Source organism: Flavobacterium gelatinilyticum, assembly GCF_027111295.1.
GTDB classification, from domain to species: domain Bacteria; phylum Bacteroidota; class Bacteroidia; order Flavobacteriales; family Flavobacteriaceae; genus Flavobacterium; species Flavobacterium gelatinilyticum.
Window position 1 is genome coordinate 527,225 of record NZ_CP114287.1, and the last position, 22,799, is coordinate 550,023.

The 22,799-nt window shown below is 33.7% G+C and carries 18 protein-coding genes, 1 tRNA gene and 1 pseudogene; 11 read left to right on the top strand and 9 right to left on the bottom strand.

Going from position 1 to position 22,799, the window contains the following annotated elements:
- Window positions 1–32 precede the first annotated feature (32 nt).
- Complete coding sequence (locus OZP11_RS02300; RefSeq protein ID WP_281233628.1) at window positions 33–887, bottom strand: hypothetical protein; 855 nt, start codon at window positions 885–887, stop codon at window positions 33–35.
- A gap of 29 nt (window positions 888–916) precedes the next feature.
- Entirely contained in the window at window positions 917–1,516 is a 600-nt protein-coding gene (locus tag OZP11_RS02305) for a TlpA family protein disulfide reductase (protein ID WP_281233629.1), read from the bottom strand.
- A gap of 547 nt (window positions 1,517–2,063) precedes the next feature.
- Here OZP11_RS02305 and OZP11_RS02310 point away from each other — a divergent pair.
- Both OZP11_RS02310 and OZP11_RS02315 read left to right on the top strand, forming a co-directional pair.
- On the top strand, window positions 2,064–3,125 hold the full coding sequence (locus OZP11_RS02310) for an efflux RND transporter periplasmic adaptor subunit (protein WP_281233630.1): 1,062 nt from the start codon (window positions 2,064–2,066) through the stop codon (window positions 3,123–3,125).
- Window positions 3,126–3,198: 73 nt separating this feature from the next.
- Window positions 3,199–6,297 (top strand): efflux RND transporter permease subunit, encoded by a 3,099-nt coding sequence (locus OZP11_RS02315; RefSeq protein WP_281233631.1) that lies wholly within the window; start codon window positions 3,199–3,201, stop codon window positions 6,295–6,297.
- Here OZP11_RS02315 and OZP11_RS24960 read toward each other — a convergent pair.
- Window positions 6,223–6,408: pseudogene (locus tag OZP11_RS24960) on the bottom strand (hypothetical protein); the annotation flags it as partial. The gene OZP11_RS02315 and the pseudogene OZP11_RS24960 overlap by 75 nt on opposite strands.
- On the opposite strand from OZP11_RS24960, the gene OZP11_RS02320 reads away from it, so the two are divergent.
- From OZP11_RS02320 to pheT, 3 genes are all read left to right on the top strand, one after another.
- A complete protein-coding gene (locus OZP11_RS02320; protein ID WP_281233632.1) occupies window positions 6,359–7,669 on the top strand; it encodes a TolC family protein in 1,311 nt (436 codons plus the stop codon). The pseudogene OZP11_RS24960 and the gene OZP11_RS02320 overlap by 50 nt on opposite strands.
- A 29-nt stretch (window positions 7,670–7,698) precedes the next feature.
- Window positions 7,699–8,562, top strand: coding sequence for a bestrophin family protein (locus tag OZP11_RS02325; RefSeq protein ID WP_281233633.1), 864 nt, complete (start codon window positions 7,699–7,701; stop codon window positions 8,560–8,562).
- Between the two features lie 191 nt (window positions 8,563–8,753).
- Window positions 8,754–11,174: a phenylalanine--tRNA ligase subunit beta gene (gene pheT, locus OZP11_RS02330; RefSeq protein ID WP_281233634.1), complete on the top strand. Its 2,421-nt coding sequence runs from the start codon at window positions 8,754–8,756 to the stop codon at window positions 11,172–11,174.
- Between the two features lie 260 nt (window positions 11,175–11,434).
- Here the strand turns inward: pheT and OZP11_RS02335 are convergent, their stop codons facing one another.
- On the bottom strand, window positions 11,435–12,256 hold the full coding sequence (locus tag OZP11_RS02335; protein WP_281233635.1) for an N-acetylmuramidase domain-containing protein: 822 nt from the start codon (window positions 12,254–12,256) through the stop codon (window positions 11,435–11,437).
- A 262-nt stretch (window positions 12,257–12,518) separates the two neighbouring features.
- On the opposite strand from OZP11_RS02335, the gene OZP11_RS02340 reads away from it, so the two are divergent.
- The 4 genes from OZP11_RS02340 to OZP11_RS02355 are packed head-to-tail and all read left to right on the top strand — an operon-like array spanning window position 12,519 to window position 15,005.
- Window positions 12,519–12,953, top strand: a complete 435-nt coding sequence (locus OZP11_RS02340) for a hypothetical protein (protein ID WP_281233636.1) — start codon at window positions 12,519–12,521, stop codon at window positions 12,951–12,953.
- 9 nt (window positions 12,954–12,962) lie between these two features.
- Window positions 12,963–13,610 carry a hypothetical protein gene (locus OZP11_RS02345; RefSeq protein WP_281233637.1) on the top strand — a complete coding sequence of 216 codons (648 nt, stop codon included), beginning with the start codon at window positions 12,963–12,965 and terminating at the stop codon, window positions 13,608–13,610.
- Entirely contained in the window at window positions 13,583–14,365 is a 783-nt protein-coding gene (locus OZP11_RS02350) for a sensor histidine kinase (RefSeq protein WP_281233638.1), read from the top strand. Before OZP11_RS02345 ends, OZP11_RS02350 begins: the two co-directional genes overlap by 28 nt.
- Entirely contained in the window at window positions 14,355–15,005 is a 651-nt protein-coding gene (locus OZP11_RS02355; RefSeq protein WP_281233639.1) for a response regulator transcription factor, read from the top strand. The genes OZP11_RS02350 and OZP11_RS02355 overlap by 11 nt, the downstream gene beginning before the upstream one ends.
- 1 nt (window position 15,006) lies before the next feature.
- Here OZP11_RS02355 and OZP11_RS02360 read toward each other — a convergent pair whose 3' ends face one another.
- The gene (locus OZP11_RS02360; RefSeq protein ID WP_281233640.1) at window positions 15,007–15,519 is read right to left on the bottom strand and encodes an adenine phosphoribosyltransferase; all 513 of its coding nucleotides are present in this window, start codon (window positions 15,517–15,519) and stop codon (window positions 15,007–15,009) included.
- Between the two features lie 113 nt (window positions 15,520–15,632).
- On the opposite strand from OZP11_RS02360, the gene OZP11_RS02365 reads away from it, so the two are divergent.
- Window positions 15,633–15,706, top strand: a tRNA-Arg gene (locus OZP11_RS02365).
- Here OZP11_RS02365 and OZP11_RS02370 read toward each other — a convergent pair.
- Together OZP11_RS02370 and OZP11_RS02375 are read right to left on the bottom strand one after the other, a co-directional pair.
- A complete protein-coding gene (locus tag OZP11_RS02370; RefSeq protein WP_281233641.1) occupies window positions 15,672–17,222 on the bottom strand; it encodes a recombinase family protein in 1,551 nt (516 codons plus the stop codon). The genes OZP11_RS02365 and OZP11_RS02370 overlap by 35 nt on opposite strands.
- The gene (locus tag OZP11_RS02375; protein ID WP_281233642.1) at window positions 17,219–17,389 is read right to left on the bottom strand and encodes a hypothetical protein; all 171 of its coding nucleotides are present in this window, start codon (window positions 17,387–17,389) and stop codon (window positions 17,219–17,221) included. The genes OZP11_RS02370 and OZP11_RS02375 overlap by 4 nt, the downstream gene beginning before the upstream one ends.
- A gap of 500 nt (window positions 17,390–17,889) precedes the next feature.
- Between OZP11_RS02375 and OZP11_RS02380 the strand changes: the two genes are divergently transcribed.
- A complete protein-coding gene (locus OZP11_RS02380) occupies window positions 17,890–18,066 on the top strand; it encodes a histone H1 (RefSeq protein WP_281233643.1) in 177 nt (58 codons plus the stop codon).
- A gap of 779 nt (window positions 18,067–18,845) precedes the next feature.
- On the opposite strand, the gene OZP11_RS02385 is transcribed toward OZP11_RS02380, so the two are convergent.
- Together OZP11_RS02385 and OZP11_RS02390 are read right to left on the bottom strand one after the other, a co-directional pair.
- The gene (locus OZP11_RS02385; RefSeq protein ID WP_281233644.1) at window positions 18,846–20,945 is read right to left on the bottom strand and encodes an N-6 DNA methylase; all 2,100 of its coding nucleotides are present in this window, start codon (window positions 20,943–20,945) and stop codon (window positions 18,846–18,848) included.
- A complete protein-coding gene (locus tag OZP11_RS02390) occupies window positions 20,938–22,701 on the bottom strand; it encodes an AAA family ATPase (RefSeq protein WP_281233645.1) in 1,764 nt (587 codons plus the stop codon). The genes OZP11_RS02385 and OZP11_RS02390 overlap by 8 nt, the downstream gene beginning before the upstream one ends.
- Window positions 22,702–22,799: the final 98 nt, after the last annotated feature.

The window sequence follows — 22,799 nt, forward strand, 5'->3', positions numbered from 1 at the left end:
TTATTATTTGGAAGTTGGTTTTTATACTGTAATTAAACTCTGCCTGTAGTTGATTTTATATGAATATCATTTACCAGATCATCAATTTTCTTGGCACTTTCACGCATCATATCCAGATATGTAAGCAGTTTATCATTATCTGTATGCCCTCTTGTAACATCAATTAATTTTAAAACCGAATTTACCGGAAGTTTCAAATCTAAAGTCGTTTTATGAATAAAGTCATTATATTCTTTTGTAGCCGACATAGAGCTGTATTTTGCCGATGCCAGTTTCATGTTCTCCAATTCATATTCATCAGAAATTTTCGAAATATGATTTTGGCTGTGTTCCTTAAAATAATACGCCCAATAGCCATTCATTAAAAATACCACGGCCGCCAGAACAGTATGAATAATCAGAGTTTCCAGATCAAAATTTACCTGAGAAAAATAAACCTGAAGTCCGTTGGCATCATTATAAATAAAGTTCTGAAGATACGCCAGACCCGCGTGATGCAGAATAACCAAAAGCGTAAGCGGAATCTGCAGTTTCCAGTTCTGGTAAATAATTAAAATCGTACTGGCTATAAAAACCGTAAAATGCATTTCGAACAAACCGTGCATCTGATAAATGTACTGTGCCATGAATACAGCCAGCACAACCGATAAAACATATTGATAAAACTTAGAATTTTTGAGAAAAAATTTTGCCGAATAATACGCCAAAAGGTTCAGGGTTCCAACACCTACACCAATTTCGAAGGTGTCGTACTTAAATGATAATCCAATTCCGAGGAGAAAGTAAGCAACTAAAACATAATTGATAATCGTATCCGATTTTTGTGTCATAGTCGACATAAAACTGTGCAGATAGTCCTGCTCGTTTAAACTGGCTTTTGTTTTCATGGGGTTTTAAATTTAGGTTAATGATAGATTTATTTAGTGCAATTGGGTAAAGAACATCCGTAAGCCCTAAGGGCTAAAGCATTAAAAGAGGGCGATTTTTCCTGCCCCAAAAGCGATTCGATCGCCATTTGGGCATAATTTGTTGCAGCATCTGTGCAATATCTGGTTTTATTGTAATTGCCGCGATAATATAAATTGTGTAAAGGATCCAGAAGAACGGCCTGCGGCGTCGAAATAACACCGCATTTTTTAGCGATGCCTTCATCAAAATACACCGGAATTTGAGCACCAAACTTTTCTTGTATTTCTGATATAGTAAAAGTCTTTTTGGTATTTAAAACCACAATTTTAAAATTGACTTGATTACCGTACTTTTTTATAAGCTCGGTTACATGAGGCACATTGAACCTTGAACAGGGACAATCCGGATTGAAGAAATGAAAAAAAACAGGCTTCGAATCGAAAGCACAACATTGTGATAAATGAATTGCAGATCCCATTGCTACCTTATGATAGTTTTTAGGTATTGGGGTTGGCAGACTGTATTTGAATTCATTATGCCAGAAAAGAAAACCAATTGCCGCAATCAATAATCCGAACCAGAGACTAAGTAATACCTTTTTCTTCATGTAACATTTTTTAATACCAAGAATAAAAATATATAAACAATTGTTAATAAAATTTTTGATTAAATTCTCACTAAACCTCAAAAAACATCACCTATCACTAAATTTTAACAATAAAACAAATAAAACATATAATAAATACTACGTTTTATTTTATTTTGTTTAACATATCAATGTTACAAATAAAAAAAATAAAGAGCAAAAAAAATCCGACAAAATCAGAAAAAATAAATCATTACATTTTAGTCGTTTCGTGCAACTGAAAAAAAGGACCTAAGAACAAAAAACACAAAGCGCTGATTTATAAGTATATAAATCAAAAACAGGACTGTTGACTAAAAAAAACAAAAAAAATCAGGATAAACATTAAACCTTTTATCAAAATCGATATCTAATCTGGTATTTTGTGTTTCGCATATAAAAAAACTAATTTAAAATTACGGTAATACAAGTGTTAAATAAACCCTAACATCTTTCGATTTCCATACAAAAAGTTAAATTTGCGAGTTACAAAAACAAACACCAAAAACACCTATTTCACCTTATCTTTATGAAACTAAAGCACCTAATCTACGCCTTGATAATCATCATCTTAGGAGGATTTATCACTTACAGGATAATTTCGAATAAGAAAAAAAACGACGAATCTAAAAAATTTGGCGACAAAGACAGACCAACTGCTGTTACCGGTCTTGTAATACAAACTTCAACATTTGATAATAATCTATCATTATCAGGATCAATCGAAGCCAATGAACAAATTGAAATTCACAGCGAGGTTTCAGGAATCGTAGAAGGAATTTATTTTAATGAAGGTACAAATGTTTCAAAAGGGCAAGTACTTTTTAAAGTAAACGATATTGAACTAAAAGCACAGCTTAGACAAGCCGAAACCAAAGAAGGTCTTGCTGCAGAAAATGAAAGAAGAGCAAAACTTTTGCTTCAAAAAGAAGCCATCAGCCAGGAAGAAGCAGATGTTGCAAGGGCAGATCACGCATCAGCACAGGCACAAAGCCAGTTAATCAGAGCGCAAATTGCCAAAACATCTGTAAAAGCACCATTTTCAGGAAAAATTGGTCTGCGTTCTATTTCGCCGGGAACCTATATTACGCCAACCGTTTTAGTAGCTAAACTGGTAAATACCGGAAAATTAAAAATTACTTTTTCTATTCCTGAAAAATATGCTTCACAGGTACAATCAGGATTAGTGATTGAATTTACCGTTTCAGGTTCAAACAAAACATACAACGCCAAAATTTATGCAATCGAGCCGGAAGTTGCAGTCGCAACCCGTACCCTTCAGGTTCGTGCTATTGCGGATAATACAGACGGAAAACTTTTTCCCGGAACTTTTGCCGATGTTAAACTGCCTTTAAATATTGTTAAAGACGCTATTGTTGTGCCGTCTCAGGCGATCGTACCTATACAGGACGGAAAAAAAGTTTACATTGCCAATAATGGAAAAGCCAAAGAAGTGATGGTTGATGCTACAACAAGAACTGATTCATCAATTCTGATTTTAGCAGGATTAAGAGCCGGAGACACTTTAATTACCAGCGGTGTTATGTCATTAAAAAATGAAGCGCCAATTAAAGTAAAAGTGCAAAAATAATTTATGATTTCAGATTTTAGATTTCGTGTATCCTGAAATCTAAAATATAAAATCAACAATCCAAAATCATAATATGAGTTTATCAACCACCAGCATAAAAAGGCCTGTTTTAACCATAGTACTGAACTTGTTAATTATTTTGTTCGGTTTTATTGGTTATACATTTTTGGGCGTTAGGGAATTTCCATCTATCGATCCCGCACAGGTTTCCATCAGAACCAATTACACCGGAGCCAATTCAGACATTATTGAATCGCAGATTACGGAACCTCTTGAAAAAGCTGTAAATGCGATTGACGGAATCCGAAATATAACTTCCTCAAGTAATCAGGGAAGCAGTAACATTACCATCGAGTTTAATCTTGATAAAGACTTGGAAGAAGCGGCAAATGACGTGCGTGACAAAGTTTCGCAGGCTATTAGAAATTTACCGCAGGATATCGATGCACCGCCGGTTGTATCAAAGGCAGATGCCGACAGTGAATCAATCATTTCGATGACTGTTCAAAGTGATACAAGAAGTTCTTTAGAATTAAGTGATTATGCCGAAAATGTAATCTCACAGCGTTTAGAAACCATTCCGGGCGTAAGTGCCGTTCAAATCTGGGGACAAAAACGGTATGCGATGCGTTTATGGATAGATCCTGCAAAACTGGCAGCTTACGGCTGTACAGTATCTGAAGTTCGAGCTGCTTTAAACTCACAAAATGTTGAACTGCCTTCTGGTAAATTAACCGGAAACAACACCGAATTAACCGTAAAAACCATTGGGAATCTTTCCAGAGCCGAAGAATTCAATAATATTATCGTTCGTACAGACGGAGATAAAATAGTCCGTTTGAGCGATGTAGGAAGAGCCGAATTAGGCCCTGAAAATATCGAAACAGGATTAACTTCTTCAGGACTTCCCATGATTGGACTTGCCATCGTACCAATGCCCGGAGCAAATTATTTAGATATTTCGGCCGAGTTTTATAAAAAATACGAAGCCTTACAAAAGGACCTGCCAAAAGATATTAAACTTAATATCGCATTAGACAATACATTATTTGTAAAAAAATCGGTTTTAGAAGTTGCCGAAACACTCGGAATATCTATTGTTCTGGTAATCATCATTATCTATCTCTTTTTTAGAGACTGGGCAATTGCATTTCGTCCTTTAATTGATATTCCGGTATCGTTAATTGCCACCTTTTTTATCATGTGGCTTTTTGGATTCTCTATCAACGTACTAACGCTTTTGGCAATTGTACTGGCAACCGGTCTGGTGGTCGATGATGGAATTGTAGTGACCGAGAATATCTTCAAAAAAGTCGAAGAAGGAATGTCTCCAATTGAAGCTGCCATTAAAGGTTCCAATGAAATTTTCTACGCCGTAATTTCTATTTCGGTAACATTGGCCTCGGTGTTTCTGCCTGTAATTTTTCTGGAAGGATTCGTAGGACGTCTTTTTAGGGAATTTGGGGTTGTAATTGGTGCAGCAGTATTGATTTCCGCTTTTGTATCTTTAACCTTAACACCAATGCTTAATGCCTATTTAATGAAAGGCGGCGAGCAGAAAAAATCTAAATTTTATATTAAAACCGAACCATTCTTTGAAAAAATGAACAGCGGTTATGCCGATTCACTGACTCGTTTTATGGATAAAAAATGGCTGAGTTTTCCAATTCTGATCGCGTGTTTTGGATTGATTTATTTATTCTTTACCATTCTCCCAAAAGAAACAGCTCCTTATGACGATCGCAGCTCTGTAACCATGCGTATGACTACACCGGAAGGATCTTCTTATGAATACACCAACCGTTTTATGCAGGAAATATCAAAATTAGTTGATGACTCTATTCCTGAAAAAAGAGTAAGTTTAGTTATTACAGCACCGGGTTCAGGCGGTTCTGCAGCAAATTCAGGTTTCATCAGACTTTCTTTAAAACAGCCGGACGAAAGAGAAAGATCTCAAAAGGACATTGCAGACAAACTTTCGAAATGGACAAAAAAATATCCGGATGCCAAAACTTCTGTTATTCAACAGCCAACAATTGCCGTAAACAGACGCGGCGGACTTCCGATTCAGTATATTATTCAAGCGCCTACTTTTGATAAACTGAGAGAAAAAATTCCTCTTTTTATGGATGAAGTTGGAAAAAGCGACGTTTTTTCTATTACAGATGTAAACTTAAAATTCAACAAACCCGAAATTAACGTGAGTATTGACCGTGCAAAGGCCGAAAGTTTAGGTATCTCTATTCTTGATATTGCACAGACTTTACAGCTTTCGTTAAGCGGACAGCGTTTTGGTTATTTTATTAAAAACGGAAAACAATATCAGGTTATTGGTCAGTTTGATCAAAAAGACAGATCGAAACCTTTGGATTTGACTTCGATGTTTGTAAAAAACAAAAATGGAGAATTGATTCAGATGGATAACGTTGTAAAAGTTGCTGAGCAGAGTAATCCGCCGCAATTGTATCACAACAACCGTTACATGTCGGCTACAGTAGCAGCTGGTTTAGCTCCGGGAAAAAGTATGGGCGACGGAATTCAGGAAATGGACCGAATTAAAGCCAAAGTTTTAGATCAAAGTTTCACAACCGATTTAGCCGGAGAATCACGAGATTTTGTAGAAAGTAGTTCAAACACTTCATTTGCATTTGGATTAGCTTTACTATTAATCTTTTTGATTCTTGCCGCCCAGTTTGAAAGTTTTATCGATCCTTTTATTATCATTTTAACCGTACCAATGGCGGTTGCGGGCGCTTTATTTTCACTTTGGTTATTCAATCAGTCGTGGAATATTTTCAGCCAGATTGGAACCGTAATGCTTATTGGTCTGGTAACCAAAAACGGTATTTTGATCGTTGAATTTGCCAATCAGTTAAGAGAACAAGGTAAACCCAAAATGGAAGCCATTCTGGAAGCTTCAGAAGCACGTTTACGTCCTATTTTAATGACGAGTTTAGCCATTGCATTAGGAGCTCTGCCAATTGCTATGTCACTTGGAGCAGCATCTACCAGTAGAATTGGTATGGGGGTTGTAATTGTGGGAGGAACTATTTTCTCTCTGGCTCTGACACTTTTTGTAATTCCTGCTATTTATTTTATGTGGTCTAAAGCAAGAAAACATTATCCTGAATTTGACCATATCGACGAATACGAAAAAGAAAGTATAAAATAAAACCAAAAAATCACGAATTTTACCTTTTAAATTCGTGATTTTCAGGTAAAAGATAATAAATATGAATATCAAGAATATATACGGCACTTTAGCACTTCTGTTCTTATGCATTTTTCAGGCAGATGCACAGGAAACCCTGTCTATCGAAGAAGCAATGAAAATCGCTTTAGAAAACAATTTTGAGATTAAAATTGCCAAGAATAATTCGGTTATAAGCGAAACAAACGTAACAGTAGGAAATTCAGGAATGCTGCCAACTGTAACCGCTTCTGTAGTTGATAATAACAGTATTATGAACTCGTCTCAAACACGTCAGGACGGTTCTACTACATCATTAGACAATGCCAAAAACAATAGTTTAACCTATGGAGTAAGTTTAGGATGGACAGTTTTTGACGGAATGCGAATGTTCGCCAGACTTGACCAGTTAAAAGAACTTCAAAAATTAGGTGATGCCGAATTAAAACGAACTATTTTACTAAAGATTGGTCAAGTAAATTCAGCATATTACGACTTAGTACAGCAGCAGCAGCAATTAGCCGCTTTAGATACTACAATTGTAATTTCGAAACAAAGATTAGAATTAGCTCAAAATCGTTTTACAATTGGAAAAGCTTCAAAATTAGAAGTTTTAAACGCTCAGGTTGACTTAAACTCAGATCAGGTGGCTTTATTGAGACAGAAAGAATCGTATGCGAATGCTAAAATTTTATTGAACCAGTATCTGGCAAGAGATCCGAAAATTGATTTCAAAGTAACTGATGAAGTTAAAGTTGACAATAAACTGGTTTTGGTAGATTTAATGGAATTGGCACAAAAACAAAACCCGGCATTAGAAGCTCAGATTATCAACAAACGAATTGCCGAATTACAGCTTAAACAAGTCAAATCGACCCGATATCCAACACTTCGATTAACAACTGGTTACAACTTTTCTGAAAGCCAGTCCAGTTTAGGATTTACAAGCGAAACTTCTTCTCGTGGTTTAAATTACGGTTTCAATGCCTCTATGAATATTTTTGACGGTTTTAATCAGCATCGAAATGAAAAAGTAGCCAAACTTCAGATTGAAAACACTAAAATCGTAATCGAACAGCAGAATTTGATTTTAAATACACAATTAAGCACGGCTTTTCAAACGTATTTAACCAATCTGGAATTGATCGATCTGGAAGAAGACAACGAGGCTATAGCGAAGCAAAACCTTGAAATTACGCTGGATAAGTTTAGAATTGGGACCATTACCACTATCGATTTCAGAACGGCACAGCTTAATTATGTCAATGCAAAAGTACGTTACAGCAACGCTCAATATGAGGCAAAATTATCAGAAATTGCTTTAAAAGAATTAGCAGGAAATATTAATTTTTAATATAAATTTGTTTCAAAAAACAAATTTATATGATCTCATATAATACCAAAGACTGGTTTACTTTTATATTCCATTTTCATAAATCGGATACAGTTCGAAAGCTGTTTCCAATCATGCTGGCAATTGGTGTTTATGCTGCCATAGTAGGATATCTGGAGCTTCATTATTTCAAAGTTACCAAAAACGATTACATCCATAATATTCCTATCATGCACGGAATGCTGGGTTTTGTGATCTCGTTATTACTGGTTTTCAGAACCAATACAGCTTACGACCGCTGGTGGGAAGGGCGTAAACTCTGGGGCAGTCTGGTGAACAACAGCCGTAATCTTGCCATAAAACTTTCGGCTATTTTAAAAGATGAAAATGACAGGAAGTTTTTCAGAAAGTTCATTCCCATGTTTGCTGATATTTTATACAAACATTTAAAAGATGAAGAAACCAGCAAACAGCTTTTTGAAGATGTAGATCTAGAATTAGATCATCATAAACACAAGCCTAACCAGCTCAAAAGAATCATGTATCACAAAATAAATGATTTGTATGATTCCGGAAAAATTACAGGCGAGCAGCTTATTATACTAAATGATGAATTTCAGGCATTCACAGACATCTGCGGTGCCTGCGAACGCATCAAAAACACGCCTATTCCCTATTCTTACAGTGCCTTCATCAAAAAATTTATCTTTTTTTACATCATGACACTTCCTTTTGGATATTCGGTCAGCTTAGGATATTTTGTGGCTCCGGTTGTCGTTTTTATCTTTTATGTTCTGGCGAGTTTAGAACTTATCGCAGAAGAAATCGAAGATCCGTTTGGTGATGATGAAAACGATCTTCCAACCAAGAAAATATCAGAAAATATCAAAAGACACGTCGAAGAACTGATTTAAACAAACCATAAAGCCAATTTTACTATACCTTTTTTATTAAATTTAAAGATTTATCTAAAATTGAGTATGTAATTTTTACCGCTTTTTTACTAAATACAACGAATAAGAAAAAACCAAATAATTTCTTTCTTACTACAATCCGCAATCCTTATATTTGTAACCTTGTACAAAAAAAGAATAATAAAGCTAACATGAAAATATCTTACAACTGGTTAAAACAATTCATTAAAACAGACTGGACATCTGAGCAGACTTCAGAATTACTTACTGATTTAGGTCTTGAAGTAGAAGTTGTCGAAAAATACCAATCTGTTAAAGGCGGTTTAGAAGGGGTTGTTGTAGGACACGTTCTCACTTGCGAAAAACACCCTGATGCCGACAGACTGAAAGTTACAACTGTAAATATTGGTTTAGAAGCTCCTATACAAATTGTATGCGGCGCTGCAAATGTTGCCGCAGGTCAAAAAGTTCCGGTTGCCACAATTGGAACTGTTTTATATGATAAAGAGGGTGCTGAATTTACAATTAAAAAAGGAAAAATACGCGGACAGGAAAGCCACGGAATGATTTGCGCCGAAGATGAACTGGGTCTTGGCAGCAGTCATGACGGAATTATGGTTCTGGATGAAAGTCTGGTTCCGGGAACTCCTGCAGCCGAGGTATTTAAAATTGCCAATGACGAAGTTTTTGAAATTGGTTTAACTCCAAACCGTGCCGACGCAATGAGCCATTACGGAACAGCGCGTGATTTAAGAGCCGGAATGTTGCAGCGTGGTGTAAACGTAGAATTAATTACGCCGTCTGTAAGCAATTTTAGAGTTGATATGCGTACGCTTAAGATTGATGTAAATGTTGAAGAACCAACACTGGCACCAAGATACTGCGGGGTTACCATTTCGGGAATTACAGTTCAGGATTCTCCGGCATGGTTACAAGATCGTTTAAAGGCTATCGGGTTAACTCCTAAAAATAATATTGTTGACGTTACTAATTATGTTTTACACGAATTAGGACAGCCGCTTCATGCTTTTGATGCTGCAAAAATCAACGGAAAGATAATCGTAAAAACACTGCCTGCAGGTACAAAATTCGTAACGCTTGATGATGTTGAAAGAACATTACACGCAGAAGATTTAATGATCTGCGACGAAAAAGGACCACTTTGTATTGCCGGTGTTTTTGGAGGAAAAAAATCAGGTGTTTCTGAAGGAACAACTTCTATTTTCTTAGAAAGTGCTTATTTTGATGCTGTAAGCGTTCGTAAAACAGCAAAAAGACACCAATTAAATACAGATGCTTCTTTTAGATTTGAAAGAGGAATTGACCCAACAATTACAGAATACGCACTAAAACGTGCCGCGCTTTTAATTCAGGAAGTAGCAGGCGGAAAAGTAACTTCTGATGTGGTAGAAGTTTATCCTAAAAAAATAGAAGATTTCTCTGTTTTATTAAATTTCAGCCACGTTTCTAAAATCATTGGTCAGGAAATTCCAAAAGATACGATCAAAAAAATATTAGTTTCTCTGGATATTAAAGTCAACAGCGTTTCAGATACCGGTCTTGGCTTAACTATTCCAGCTTATCGTGTTGATGTACAGCGTGAAATTGACGTTATAGAAGAAATCTTAAGAGTCTACGGTTACAATAATATTGAGTTTTCTAAAAAATTCAATGCAACGGTAGCCAATTCTCCAAGAACAGAAGATTATAAAGTACAAAACGTTATTGCTTCTCAGTTAAACTCTCAGGGTTTCCATGAAATGATGGCAAACTCATTAACAACTGCTGCGTATGCAAAACTATCGACTGTTTTAAAAGAAGAACACAACGTAACGATGCTGAATCCTCTAAGCAGTGATTTGGCAGCAATGCGCCAGTCATTATTATTTTCTGCCTTAGAAGCCGTTTCTTATAATATCAACAGAAAAAATTCGGATTTAAAATTATTTGAATTTGGAAAATCATATCACAAATACCTAAACGGTTACGAAGAGCACAAACATTTGACTTTATCTATTTCCGGAGACCGAAATAAAGAAAGCTGGACAAATCCGCAAAAAGGAACTGATTTCTTTTTACTAAAAGGATATGTAAGAGCTGTTTTAAATCGTCTTGGAATTGAAAAAGTTTCAAATATGCCTGTACAGTCGGATGTTTTCTCTGAAGGAACTTCTATCTGTTACAACAATGATACTTTGGTCGAAATGGGTGTAATTAAAAAATCGATTTTAAAACATTTCGGAATCAAACAAGATGTGTATTATGCCGATTTTAACTGGGATTTAGTCCTAAAAATCATTACAGGAAAAATTAAATATACTGAGATTCCTAAATATCCTGAAGTACGTAGAGATTTAGCGCTTCTGATTGACGAAAAAACAACTTATGAAAGTATTTACAATCTGGCTAAACAAAGCGAAAAAACACTTTTAAAAGACGTTAATTTATTTGACGTATACCAAGGCGACAAACTTCCGGAAGGTAAAAAATCATATGCTTTGAGTTTCACAATCCAGGACAGCACTAAAACGCTTACTGATGCTCAAATCGATAAAATTATGTCAAAATTACAACAGACTTTTGAAACCGAACTTGGCGCAAGTCTGAGATAAGTTTTTAATTATAGTTTACACTAGAACCCGATGGATTTTTCAGAATCTGTCGGGTTTTATTTTTTTGGTTTCTTTTGTTTCAGGTATGAAGTTTCAGGTTTCACGTTATTGGTTTGCGGATAGTTTTACCGCAAAGATTCGCAAAGTTTTTATTCAGAAAAAGATCTTGCAAACCCTGCATCAGATAACTATCGGAATTGCACCACTTTCAGTTAACCTGAAACCTGAAACTTGAAACCTGAAACTTAAAAACACCTCTATCATTTAGAATATTTCTGATAGGCCCGCATTAGTTTCTCGTCGTATTTATTGGTTTTATAAGCCGGTCCGTTATATTTAGAAGCAAAAGCAGCCCAGTTTTTATTTCTTAAGGGAGTAATTAGATTATTCTTTTCCAAAAACAATCCAAAAGCTTTTAAATGTTCGCCTTCGTTTTGACGCATTTTGATTACGAATTCATCAATACTTTTATAACCAATAGAAACAGCATTAAACCCCATTATCTGAAACGATCCCCACGAAGCTGCACTGTTAGCGGCATCTTCAAAATCTTTACCTCCCAGACTGATTGCTTTTTCAAGACGTTCATATTCTCCCGCTCCGCCAACATAGTATTTCTTTGTATATTTTGGAAAAAGAATATTTGCCGTTGTACTGTTTACATACTTTTTAGGGTCGATTTTTCGCTTTTCTAATTCTTTCCAGAAAATATGACCCTCAAATAAAATTTTTGGTCTTCCGTCAACAAGAAACCCTTTTCCGTTACTTTCCACTTCATTTACCGCTTTTACAATGGCCAGTTCGAGATTAAAACGCTTTGAAAAATCAATAAGATCCTGTTCCGAAAGCAGTTTGCTGTTAGAAGAAAATAATCCCTGCGTTTTTTGTAATAATGCTGACCAGCTTTTCAATCCCACTACTCCATCTACAACCAGCTTATTCTTTAACTGAAAATCTCTTACCGCTTTATCTGTCGCTGCTCCAAAATAATCTGAAACAACAACTTTATATCCAAGATTTGAAAGAAGTTCATTTAAATAATATACTTCATTTGATCGTGCACCCAATTTTATCGTTTTCATTTTTCTCTTATTTAAATTAAAAACTGATTTTCTTTTTTTCAGCAGATTTCAATCTCCTTTTTTCTGCCTAAAACAATCCATATAAAATTACCAAAAATTAAAAGCTTACAAACCAGTATTTTAACCTGTTTTTAAAAAATTTCACCTACAAAAAAAAGGGTATTTTCCCCCTTGTTCAATTTTTGGGTTTCAAATAATTTTGTCGCCTGCAAACGATTAAAAAAGTGAACTAAACCATTAACCAATTAATTATTTAACAATCATGAAAAATCCACCCGCAAAACCCGCTCAGTTAATAACTAAAGAATTTGCAAAACAGCTTAATGTAAATTACAACAAGAAAAAAGCGGCATCAGTAACCGGAAAATCCAAAAAGAAAGAAGACGCAAATGCCATCTGGTATTCATTGGAAGCATTAGAAAGTTATATACATTATATCAAAACCAACGGTGCTAAAGAAGGCTATAATGTAGACGGAATACGTTTTTATTTTGGCACCTATCCGGAAGATGAAGCTCATGGAGAAAAAGCCGGACTGACTACTTTGTTCCTGGTTCCAACAGGAAAAAAAGTAGAAAGCAATGAAGATCAGCTTAAAAGTTTTGCTTTAGTTGAAGACGAAACACCTGCTGACATTCAAAGTCTTTCACCAATGAATTACGGAAACATCGGAAGACCGCCAAGTTTAGTATATTAATAGAAATTTATGTTTGAATTTTTAAGATCTTATATCATTTATTTAGCTTTGTTATCAGGAAGCATCGGATTAATTTCTATGCATAAATTACCTGGTAAGAAAGCTAAATTTTTAGTAATTTTAATTTGGTTTTCGATCCTGACAGAAATCGTTGGGTATTACTTTACGTACCTGACAGGCTTGTTAAATTATTATGTATATAATGTTTACATGTTTGTCAGCTTTTCAGCCTATATATTACTTTTACGAAGCCTTTTACAAAAAATAAATCACAGACTAACCGCCGTTCTCTGCCTGACGTTGTTTATTATTTCTTTTATTTTAAACAGTTTGTATTTTCAGCAGGATGCCAATCGTTCTTTTACATACAGTTTTGCGATTGGAGTTTTATTGGTTCTGATTTTATCTTGTTTGTATCTGGTTGAGATTTTTAATTCAGACAAAATTTTAAACTTTAAGCGATCTGTCTTTTTCTGGTACATTTTAGGCATACTGGTTTTTCATGTACCATTTACGCCTTTTATGCTTGCCATAAACTGGTTTTTAATCAAGCAGGATGATTCTGTATTTAGTCTTGTGTTGTTTATCTTAAATTTTCTGGCACATAGCTGCTACATTATAGGATTTTTATGGAGCGAAAAGAAATACAATTATTAGTCATTTCATTGGGTATCGTTTTCTTTACCCTGCTGCTTATCCTGCTTTTCATTTTCTTTTATTTCATAAAGAAGAAAAACACCTATATGGTAGAAAAAATGGAAGCCGAAATGTATTTCCAGTCCGAATTGGTCAAAACCAGAATCGAGATCAAAGACCAGACGCTTTCTGAAATAAGCAAAGAGCTTCATGATAATATCGGACAGATTATTTCGGTTGCCATCATGCAGCTCAATATTGGTATTAGTAATAAAGGAATTCCGGTTTCGGAACTTAAAGACCTTAAAAGTGTATTGGCAAAATCATTAGACGAATTACGAATTTTATCGCGGATTATCAATAAAGATAATTTACTGCAGCACAACTTTGTTGAGGCTATCCAGCTGGATCTGGAACGAATAAAAAAGCTCAAAAAAATCAAATATAATTTTAATCTCACCGGAGAAATTCCGCTGATTAATGAAGAACACGATCTGATTATTTACCGGATATTTCAGGAAGCACTTCACAACAGTTTAAAACATTCCCGAAGCGATTTGTTTGATGTGCATATTGAAGTAACCCCGGTTGTTTTCAGACTTATACTCAAAGATTTTGGAATTGGATATAATTTAGACAGTTCCAATTCAGGAATAGGACTTAATAACATGAAACTCAGAGCCAAATTAATTGGCGCCAGACTCAGCATCGATTCCGGCCAGTCCGGAACAACCGTAACCCTCGAATATCCCTTAACCCAATCTGATGAAAACTAACCCCAAAAACAAAATAATAATCGTAGACGACCACCTTCTTTTTTCGCAGTCGCTTGAACTGCTAATTAAAAGTTTTGGAGATTACGAAGTCATAAATCGTTTTGAAAACGGTAAGGTATTTATTTCCTTTCTGGAAGCAAATATCGACACCAATATAGATTTAGTCCTCCTGGACGTAAATATGCCCGTTCTCGACGGAATAAGCACTATGAAATGGCTTCAGGAAAACCGCCCTAACCTAAAAGTAATAGCATTATCTGTAAATGATGACGAAGAAATCATTATTAAGATGATTACCAACGGAGCAAAAGGCTATCTTTTAAAAGATACTTCACCGGAAGTTTTCAGGGATGCGATTGAATGCGTAATCGAAAAAGGATTTTATTTTACCGAATTAGTTTCAGGAATGCTGATCAATAAAGTCAACAGTGATAATAAAAAAATCAGCCTGAAAGAAAAAGAACTGGTTTTTATAAAACATGCCTGCACCGAAATGACGTATAAAGAAATTGCATCAGAAATGTGTCTGAGTCCTAAAACCATCGACGGATACAGGGAATGTTTGTTTGATAAATTAGAGATAAAAACGAGAATTGGTTTGGTGTTATACGCTGTTAAAAATAAAATTGTTTTGGTGTAACTTAGTACGAAAGTGCTGCAAAGAACGGATATTCTTTGATTTTTTCTCTTCCGTTAAGAAAAGCTAATTCCATTAAAAAGTTGCATTGTACAATTTCGCCGCCTAATTCTTCTACCAGATCGCAGACTGCTTTTGCGGTACCGCCGGTTGCCAGAACGTCGTCGTGAATTAAAACACGATCGCCTTTCTGAATGGCATCTCTGTGCATTTCGAGTATATCTGTGCCATATTCTAACTCATACGAAGCCGAAATCGTTTCAAACGGAAGCTTTTTAGGTTTCCTTACCGGAACAAAACCGGCTTTTAGTTCCTGTGCCAATAACATTCCGAAAAAAAAGCCACGGCTTTCTGCTCCTACTACTTTGTCAATTTTCTGTCCTTTTAAAGAATTTACCAGAATTGATAAGCATTCTTGTCTTGCTTCAACATCATTTAATAGTGGAGTGATATCTTTAAATAAAATTCCTTGTTTAGGAAAGTCCTGAATATCACGTATATAATTTTCAATCTTCATTTTTTTTTATTTTTCTGTATTTTTTTGCTTGTTTATCTCGAATTTATCTCTATCTTTGCACCCGCAAACAGCATTTAACAAAGCTACAAAAAATAGCTGAATGAAACAAAAAAGGCCTCGTGGCGCAACTGAATAGCGCATCTGATTACGGCTCAGAAGGTTACAGGTTTGAATCCTGTCGAGGTCACTACTCGGGACAAAAGAAAAATATCATCTTTTGTCCCGTTTTTTTTTGCCCGTAATCTATTGTTTACCAGATAGATACAGTTGACGATTTCATTGACTCGGGCGGTGCGGATTTTATTTTCTTGAAATGTGAAATTTTCTGGAAAAATTAAACCAATTACTTCTCTAGAATCAGCTAAAGTCCCACCATCAAAGGCTTCACCTAGCTTTAAAAGGTTTTCCAATCCAGTCGTGGTTAGGTGCTCTATACTGGCTCTGTCGTCTTCTACATCTCCAATGTCCTTTTCCAACTTACTGATAACTTCATTGTATTCAATTTTCATAAGATTGTAATCTACAGCATCTATTTTCTCGGTAACTAATAAATTTCTGGCTACTGATAATTTCTTTTCATAAACTGCAATCTGCTCAAGGGACTTCTTTTTTTCGCCAGCTATTACTCCAGTATGCTCTCTGTAACCTTCAAGCAGAACTGCGGTATATAATTTCTTAACTTCTTCTAAAGGTTTAAATTTATTTAAATGGTCTTTAAATACCTTATTAGCTATTTCGGAATTCACTCTCCATTTACAAACTTTATCACAGTGATAATAATAGTAATATTTATTTCTTCCTTTACATTTACTTCCTGTTAACTTCTGACCACACTTTGGACATAGAAAAAAACCTCGCAAAGGAAAATTCTCAATAGTCTTAATTTTTGGTCTATAAGTTCGCGCTTTACTATCAAGAACATCCTGTACCCGATAAAATAATCCCTCACTGATTATTGGCTCATGCTGCCCATTGACCCATCTCTCCTCTTCATCTCTGTACTTAGGAACAACAATCTTTCCGCAATAAAGTGGATTTCTTATAATAAGCCACAAGTTATTCTTAGAAATAGCAAAACCTTTTTCTTTGGCCATTTGATAAATAGATTCAGTACTAAAAATATTTTTTGCAATCTGTTCAAAAATCCAAATAACCTTTACAGCTTTATCCGGTACAATGGCAATATACTTTTTCCCATCCTCCGTTATTTTATTAGCGTATCCATAAGGAGCCATTCCCATATGCCTACCCTCTTTCTTTCCACGTCTAAGCCCTTGAAATGTATTTAGTGCTCTTCTGTCATTTTCAACCTCAGGTGCAGCCAAATAAAAAGCCAGCATCATTTTGTTTTCCGGAACACTGAGGTCAAGTGGCTGTTCAATAGCCTGTGGCTCTACACCCAGTTTCCTTAAAACATTTATCATTTGGTAAGCATCGCCTGCATTACGGCTGAACCTATCCCACTTCATAAAAAGAACCAGATTAATTTTATTTTTATATTTTTTCAAATCAGCAAGAAATTTTTTCCATTGAGGCCTGTTAAAAGTCTTTGCCGAATGATCTTCATAAATTACATTACGTATCTGTATCTGATTTATGCTGCAATATTTCCTTAACATTTCTTCTTGATTACGTTGCGAGAAACCTTTTTCTGCCTGCTCATCAGTACTTACACGAATGTACAAGTCCGCTATCTTACTCATTTTCTAATATTTAAATGTTTTAACACAGCGATATTAGCAATTATTCTTAAGAAATACAAGATTTCCTCTGCCTGTTCAATAGTTACATCTAGTCCCTCAGACCTAAGCATCTGTAAAGCTTTTTCCGGGGTCAACTTTGAATTACTGTAGTCAATATCTTTCTCCATAATCACACTTTTTAAAATTCTTAAAAATGTAATTTAAATGCAGAAAAACTTCAAATATAATTAACAGCAGTACTTGGCCTTATAAGGAAGTCTATTGCCGACTTGAATCTTTTTGATCCTTTAATACTTTAGAAGATATCAAAAAAAACTAATTTTAGACTGATTCGAATCCAACAGTAAGTATCTGTATAAGATGATTTTACCATCATAAAAATAAAGGTTTCGTTGACTATATAAATGATCTGAAGAGCGACTATCTTATAGAACTCCTTAAAAATTCTGGTACCTACCGCACTTATAAAGTTAGTGCATTAGCTGATGAAGCACGATTTAGTAGCGCTGCTCGTTTTACAAATGCATTTCAGTCCAGAACTGGGACTTGAGTTAGTTATTTTCTTAAACAATTAAAAAAGGAAATATATAACAACAATTTTTATGTTACATTGTTTTGTTTCTAATGCAAAATTTACTTTTGCTCACTTAATTAAAAAAATTGTGTCATGAAAGATCTATTTGAAAAAATCAAGGCAGAAATCGAAACATTTAAAACAGAGTCAGAATCTCTAATTGAAAAAGGATTTAAAGCCGCTGGAGCAAGAGCTCGTAAATCAACTTTAGAAATTGAAAAACTTTTGAAAGAGTTTCGAAAAGTTTCTATTGAGGAATCTAAAAAATAAATTCTATATTTATCTATTACTTGATTTGCCCTAAAGTTATCTTTAGGGCATTTTTTTTAATTTTCAGTAGATTTCTATTTCGTATCTATTGACTATCAAGCCAATCTGTAGGTATTAATTTCTTGTTCCTTCTCTTGGCCACCTGTATTTTGTAGCATCAGTGTAACGTTTATTTTTATTCAAGTAAGGATGTTCCAATACAATAACTTGCAGGCCATTTTGTTTTTCTACTTCTTCAAAAATAATAACAACTGATTACCAATACATTACACACCAATAGTACAATATGGAACGAAGTAATAATTTTATTTCACGAAAGAACATATTTCCTTTCTGAAAGCCAATCATTTTAAACTTAATTAGACAGGCTTAGTTTCTGAATAAACTAAGTTTTTTTTAATTGGAAAGAAATTCTACTTGATCATTAAAAAGGAAACTGTATCTCCAATTTTTTATCTCTTCTAAAATCTTACTGTTATATTCATTAATGCTCTATCAGCGCCGAAACATATTAATATAATAAAAATGATGCATCGTACCAAGTAGAGTCATATTAAGATCATTAACAGGTTAAATTGACCATCGTAGGTTTCAATACTGCTTCTCCCCTCCAAAGGGTAAAAGAAGCTGAAACGCAAGTTTTTCAATCTTTTCAAAAACCCATAAAAAAGGCAGTAAAACCTGCAAATCCAAGGATTCGCAGTTTTTTTTTTATACTGCTTTTCAATTTTTTTAAAACCGCTCTAAATCTCTACGGCAGAAAACTGGTTTGCTTTTCTTTACAACTCTTTATAATTGTAAATTTTCTGTAAAATACTAATTTGCAATAATTTTAAATTTTCGATTTTTTTACTTTGCAATTCTATTACCGAATTAATTGTGTCAAACATATTTTTCATCTCATTTGCCACTTTCTTTTGTAAATCAAGTGGAGGCAGAGATATTTTAATGTTAAGTAAATCTTTTTCTGAAATTGATGGAAATGCACTTCCCTTAATCAACGGATTTATGAATTGCTGAAAAGTTTCAGACAATAGATAATAAAATAAATAGTCTGCGCTCAACAAATTTTTATTTGGTCGCAAAATACAAAATACTGATGATACGACCGTCCTCTCATAATCTTCTCGAATTACCGCGATATTTTTTAAATTTGGGCGGTTTAGCGAAAAAATAATATCTCCTTTCACAGCACCATTTTTTGTCTTGTTGGGTAACTCTTTGCTACTTAAAATTTTTGGCGCTTCAATTTTGTTTCTTTGCGTATTAATGGACTGTAAGTCAATATATGTAACAATATCATTATTAGATATTTCAGTATGATTTTTTACCTTTTCAACTAAATTAGATAATCTTACCGTTTCCCAATTTGAATTATAGTATTCCTCTTTAACAAGTTCAAATATTGAAGGGTTTACTTTTGCTAAATAATTTTCCTCTTCAAAAGATATAGATTCAATTTGTGAAATTAAATTTTCTGGTTTAAAAAGTTCCAAGTCAACAATTTTATTTGGATTCTTAGCACTTAAATTAAATTCCATTTTTTCGTTAAATGATACAGTCCAATCGTCTGGAGATTCAGAATTTTTATTATTTGTTGAGTTACGTCTTTCTACATTTTTATATAAATCAATGAATTCTTTAAAGTGGGCATCGGTAACAGGTCTATTTTTTGTAAAAATGAACGGGGCTTTTAACTCATAATACCATATTTTAGAAGTTTTAGATTTTTTATCGAAAAATATAACATTCATCTTGGCACCACTGTAAGGCAAGAAAATACCTCCCGGCAAACTCAAAATCGTATGCACGTTAAAATTTTCTAATAAATTCTTCCTAACTTCATTAAAAACGTAACTTTTCTGAATCAATAAACTATCTGGCACTACTATCGCAGCCCTACCTTCTGGTCCTAACGAGTCCATAAAATGTTGTAAAAAAAGTAATTCCAAGGAATTTGTAGCATCATAAAAATTATTTTTTGAAAAACTTTTCCCAAAAGGCGGATGAGATACAACTACATCAAATTTTCCCTTAATTTGCAAATTATTTTCCGTGTTTTTAAGAGTATCTTGATTATATATATTTGGCGTTACTATTCCATTAAGGATCAGGTTTACCATTCCAAGGACGTAACCTGTAGAGGATATTTCACTTCCATAAAATGTATCATTTTGAATAATTTTCCAATCTAATGGAGTTAAATTGTTTTTTTTACTTGACTTCATGTGCTCAAAAGCTTTAGTCAAAAAACCAGCACTACCAAGGGCTCCATCATATATTTGTTCTCCAAATTTTGGATCAATACATTCTATTATTGCTTTTATAATAGGCATTGGAGTATAAAAACCTTGGTAATTTTTACTATCCGTTCCTAAATCAGTCAGCAAATTTTGATAAACTTGGGAAGTTCGCGAAAAATCATAGCCTTCAAAATCTAATGTATCAACAATATCTAAAACTTCCTGTAAAATTTGTTCATTTGTAATATGGTTATCCAATAATTCAAAAATAGATCCAATTGTATATTTTATCGATTTGGAATGAACGCAATTATGTTTCAATTCTTTCAAATACGGAAATAATTGATTATTTACAAAGTCAACTACATTATTTTTTTTATAGTAATCGATTTCTGATGAATTTTTCCGAATATTTGAAACGGCCCATCGTTTCCATCTAAATTGATTTGGTAGAAAATAATCAAACTCCATTTCATTTAACACAGTATCATTTTGTGTTTGCATTTCATAATTATCCAAAAATTTTAGAAGTATAATCCATGAAATTTGCTCGGTGTAGTCTATTACGCCAATTATACCCTTATCTCTTCTTAGAATATTTTTTATTCTATCTATTTTATCTTCCCAGTTATTCATCCTGTATTTTATTTTGCATAAAATTATACACTATAGTTATATCTTCAGAAATTTCTTGTGACGGAATATGACTAATCATTTCTTTTAGCATTTCTTCATTAAATCCCGTATCGTCAGCATTATATAATGGTCGTAATATTGTTTTAAAATCACCTTCTCTTATATCTGTAATATTATCTAAAGTAGACCCTTCATGCAATTTTGGTAAATGATATAACTTATTTATTTCATCTAATAGATTCTTGTTTTTCAGTAATGTAGGTGATAATAAATAATTTTCAATTTCTCTTCTCTTCCAACACAGTAAGTGGGTTGAAGTTTTTTTAGAATTAAATTCGCGTAGATGTTTAAATTTTAGAGGAATATCAACAGTTAGATCTTCGTGAATTGAATTGGCTAAAAAATTATCTTTATCACACATTAAAAAGATATTTTCAGTTCTTATATCTTTATTACCATAGTTTACATTATAAAATTCATCAACAAAAAACAACTTACTTAATCCTAAAATTTCTGTAGTAGTATTAAAGCTGGATTCTTTACCTATGGGAACAATTTGATCTAATATTGCTTCTGCTTGATGTCCTATTTTTTTTTTTGCTAAAAATTTGAATATAGTCCAATCATTCACATGATCCATTAGGATGGTATATTTAACTCTGGACAATATTTCAAACTGATAATTTTTTTTACCTACTATATTGTCCAAACGTTTGGACAGCTCCAAAAAGGCGAGTTTCTCTTCCACTTTCCCATTTTCAATTAATTTTATGTTTTCAATTTTATTATGAAGAATTGATTCTGAAATATGTGTAGTTGCAATAATGACTCCTTTACTATTATTAATTACATTCCACATTTTATTCAAATTAGTATAATGAAGATGTGAATCGATTTCATCAAACAAAAAAATTGTATTTTCATCGTCAAACAAATCCATTATTGCATAGGTAGATAGCATTTGATATTCTCCATCACTCAGATGTTTGAACTCTAAGCCATTATCAAATCGAAGATTAAACTCTGAGAGTTCGGAATTTGAAAGCCAACCATTAGTACATAGAGCCCAAAAGCTAAATATTTTGTCAATGTCTTTATGAACGAATATTTCATAAGCCTTCTCTGAATTAAAAGTCAGCCATCTTTTTACTAAATTATCGCTATTTTGAAAATCAAAGTTAATTCCAAAAACAGATATTATATTTTCTATTGTTTCGTGAAATTCTGTATGTCGCATTAAGTTTTGTTCCAATTCACTACCATTGGCATCATCATTTGTTCCGCGCTCTTCACCTAAAATTTCATCTCTAATTTGAAAAACGTAGTTTTTTCTTATTCGAAACCTAAAATCTAAACAACTAGACTTATCAGTGCCAAATTCATCAATTAGAATGTAACCTCTTGTTTTTAAAAAATCTCGGACTAAACCGTCTTCTTTAAATACAGACGCAAAGAATATTAATAGTTTGCTCCATTCAGAATTAAAATAAAACGATTGAATAGATTCGTTTCTTTCCCTTAAATATCTCCTATTTGTTTTTTTGTGAGCGTTAAAAAGCTCACTAAATAATTCATTTTGTCCAGAGCTAAAGCAAATCACGCGATAATCATCATCATCAATATATTTTTTAAAAATTGACTGAAGTATTGATGATTTTCCAGCACCATTTCCACCTATAAAGGTTGTAACGCCGTTATTGAGTTTCAGAACTTGATCCTCACTTGATAATTTACTCCTAAATTCTAATGTAACCATATTATTAGTGTTATACCTGTATAAAATACTGATCAATAACCAATTGATGCCGTTTGTTATTTTTTTTAAAATAATTTACTGTATTAAAAATTTCAGCT

Bases quoted from the DNA above. Each gene is read 5' to 3' on its own strand.
- OZP11_RS02310 (WP_281233630.1), top strand. From the start codon at position 2,064: ATGAAACTAAAGCACCTAATCTACGCCTTGATAATCATCATCTTAGGA.
- OZP11_RS02375 (WP_281233642.1), bottom strand. From the start codon at position 17,389: ATGGAGAAAGATATTGACTACAGTAATTCAAAGTTGACCCCGGAAAAA.
- OZP11_RS02305 (WP_281233629.1), bottom strand. From the start codon at position 1,516: ATGAAGAAAAAGGTATTACTTAGTCTCTGGTTCGGATTATTGATTGCG.
- OZP11_RS02370 (WP_281233641.1), bottom strand. From the start codon at position 17,222: ATGAGTAAGATAGCGGACTTGTACATTCGTGTAAGTACTGATGAGCAG.
- OZP11_RS02345 (WP_281233637.1), top strand. From the start codon at position 12,963: ATGTTTGAATTTTTAAGATCTTATATCATTTATTTAGCTTTGTTATCA.
- OZP11_RS02340 (WP_281233636.1), top strand. From the start codon at position 12,519: ATGAAAAATCCACCCGCAAAACCCGCTCAGTTAATAACTAAAGAATTT.
- OZP11_RS02300 (WP_281233628.1), bottom strand. From the start codon at position 887: ATGAAAACAAAAGCCAGTTTAAACGAGCAGGACTATCTGCACAGTTTT.
- OZP11_RS02350 (WP_281233638.1), top strand. From the start codon at position 13,583: ATGGAGCGAAAAGAAATACAATTATTAGTCATTTCATTGGGTATCGTT.
- pheT (WP_281233634.1), top strand. From the start codon at position 8,754: ATGAAAATATCTTACAACTGGTTAAAACAATTCATTAAAACAGACTGG.
- OZP11_RS02390 (WP_281233645.1), bottom strand. From the start codon at position 22,701: ATGGTTACATTAGAATTTAGGAGTAAATTATCAAGTGAGGATCAAGTT.
- OZP11_RS02315 (WP_281233631.1), top strand. From the start codon at position 3,199: ATGAGTTTATCAACCACCAGCATAAAAAGGCCTGTTTTAACCATAGTA.
- OZP11_RS02380 (WP_281233643.1), top strand. From the start codon at position 17,890: ATGAAAGATCTATTTGAAAAAATCAAGGCAGAAATCGAAACATTTAAA.
- OZP11_RS02335 (WP_281233635.1), bottom strand. From the start codon at position 12,256: ATGAAAACGATAAAATTGGGTGCACGATCAAATGAAGTATATTATTTA.
- OZP11_RS02360 (WP_281233640.1), bottom strand. From the start codon at position 15,519: ATGAAGATTGAAAATTATATACGTGATATTCAGGACTTTCCTAAACAA.
- OZP11_RS02325 (WP_281233633.1), top strand. From the start codon at position 7,699: ATGATCTCATATAATACCAAAGACTGGTTTACTTTTATATTCCATTTT.
- OZP11_RS02355 (WP_281233639.1), top strand. From the start codon at position 14,355: ATGAAAACTAACCCCAAAAACAAAATAATAATCGTAGACGACCACCTT.
- OZP11_RS02385 (WP_281233644.1), bottom strand. From the start codon at position 20,945: ATGAATAACTGGGAAGATAAAATAGATAGAATAAAAAATATTCTAAGA.
- OZP11_RS02320 (WP_281233632.1), top strand. From the start codon at position 6,359: ATGAATATCAAGAATATATACGGCACTTTAGCACTTCTGTTCTTATGC.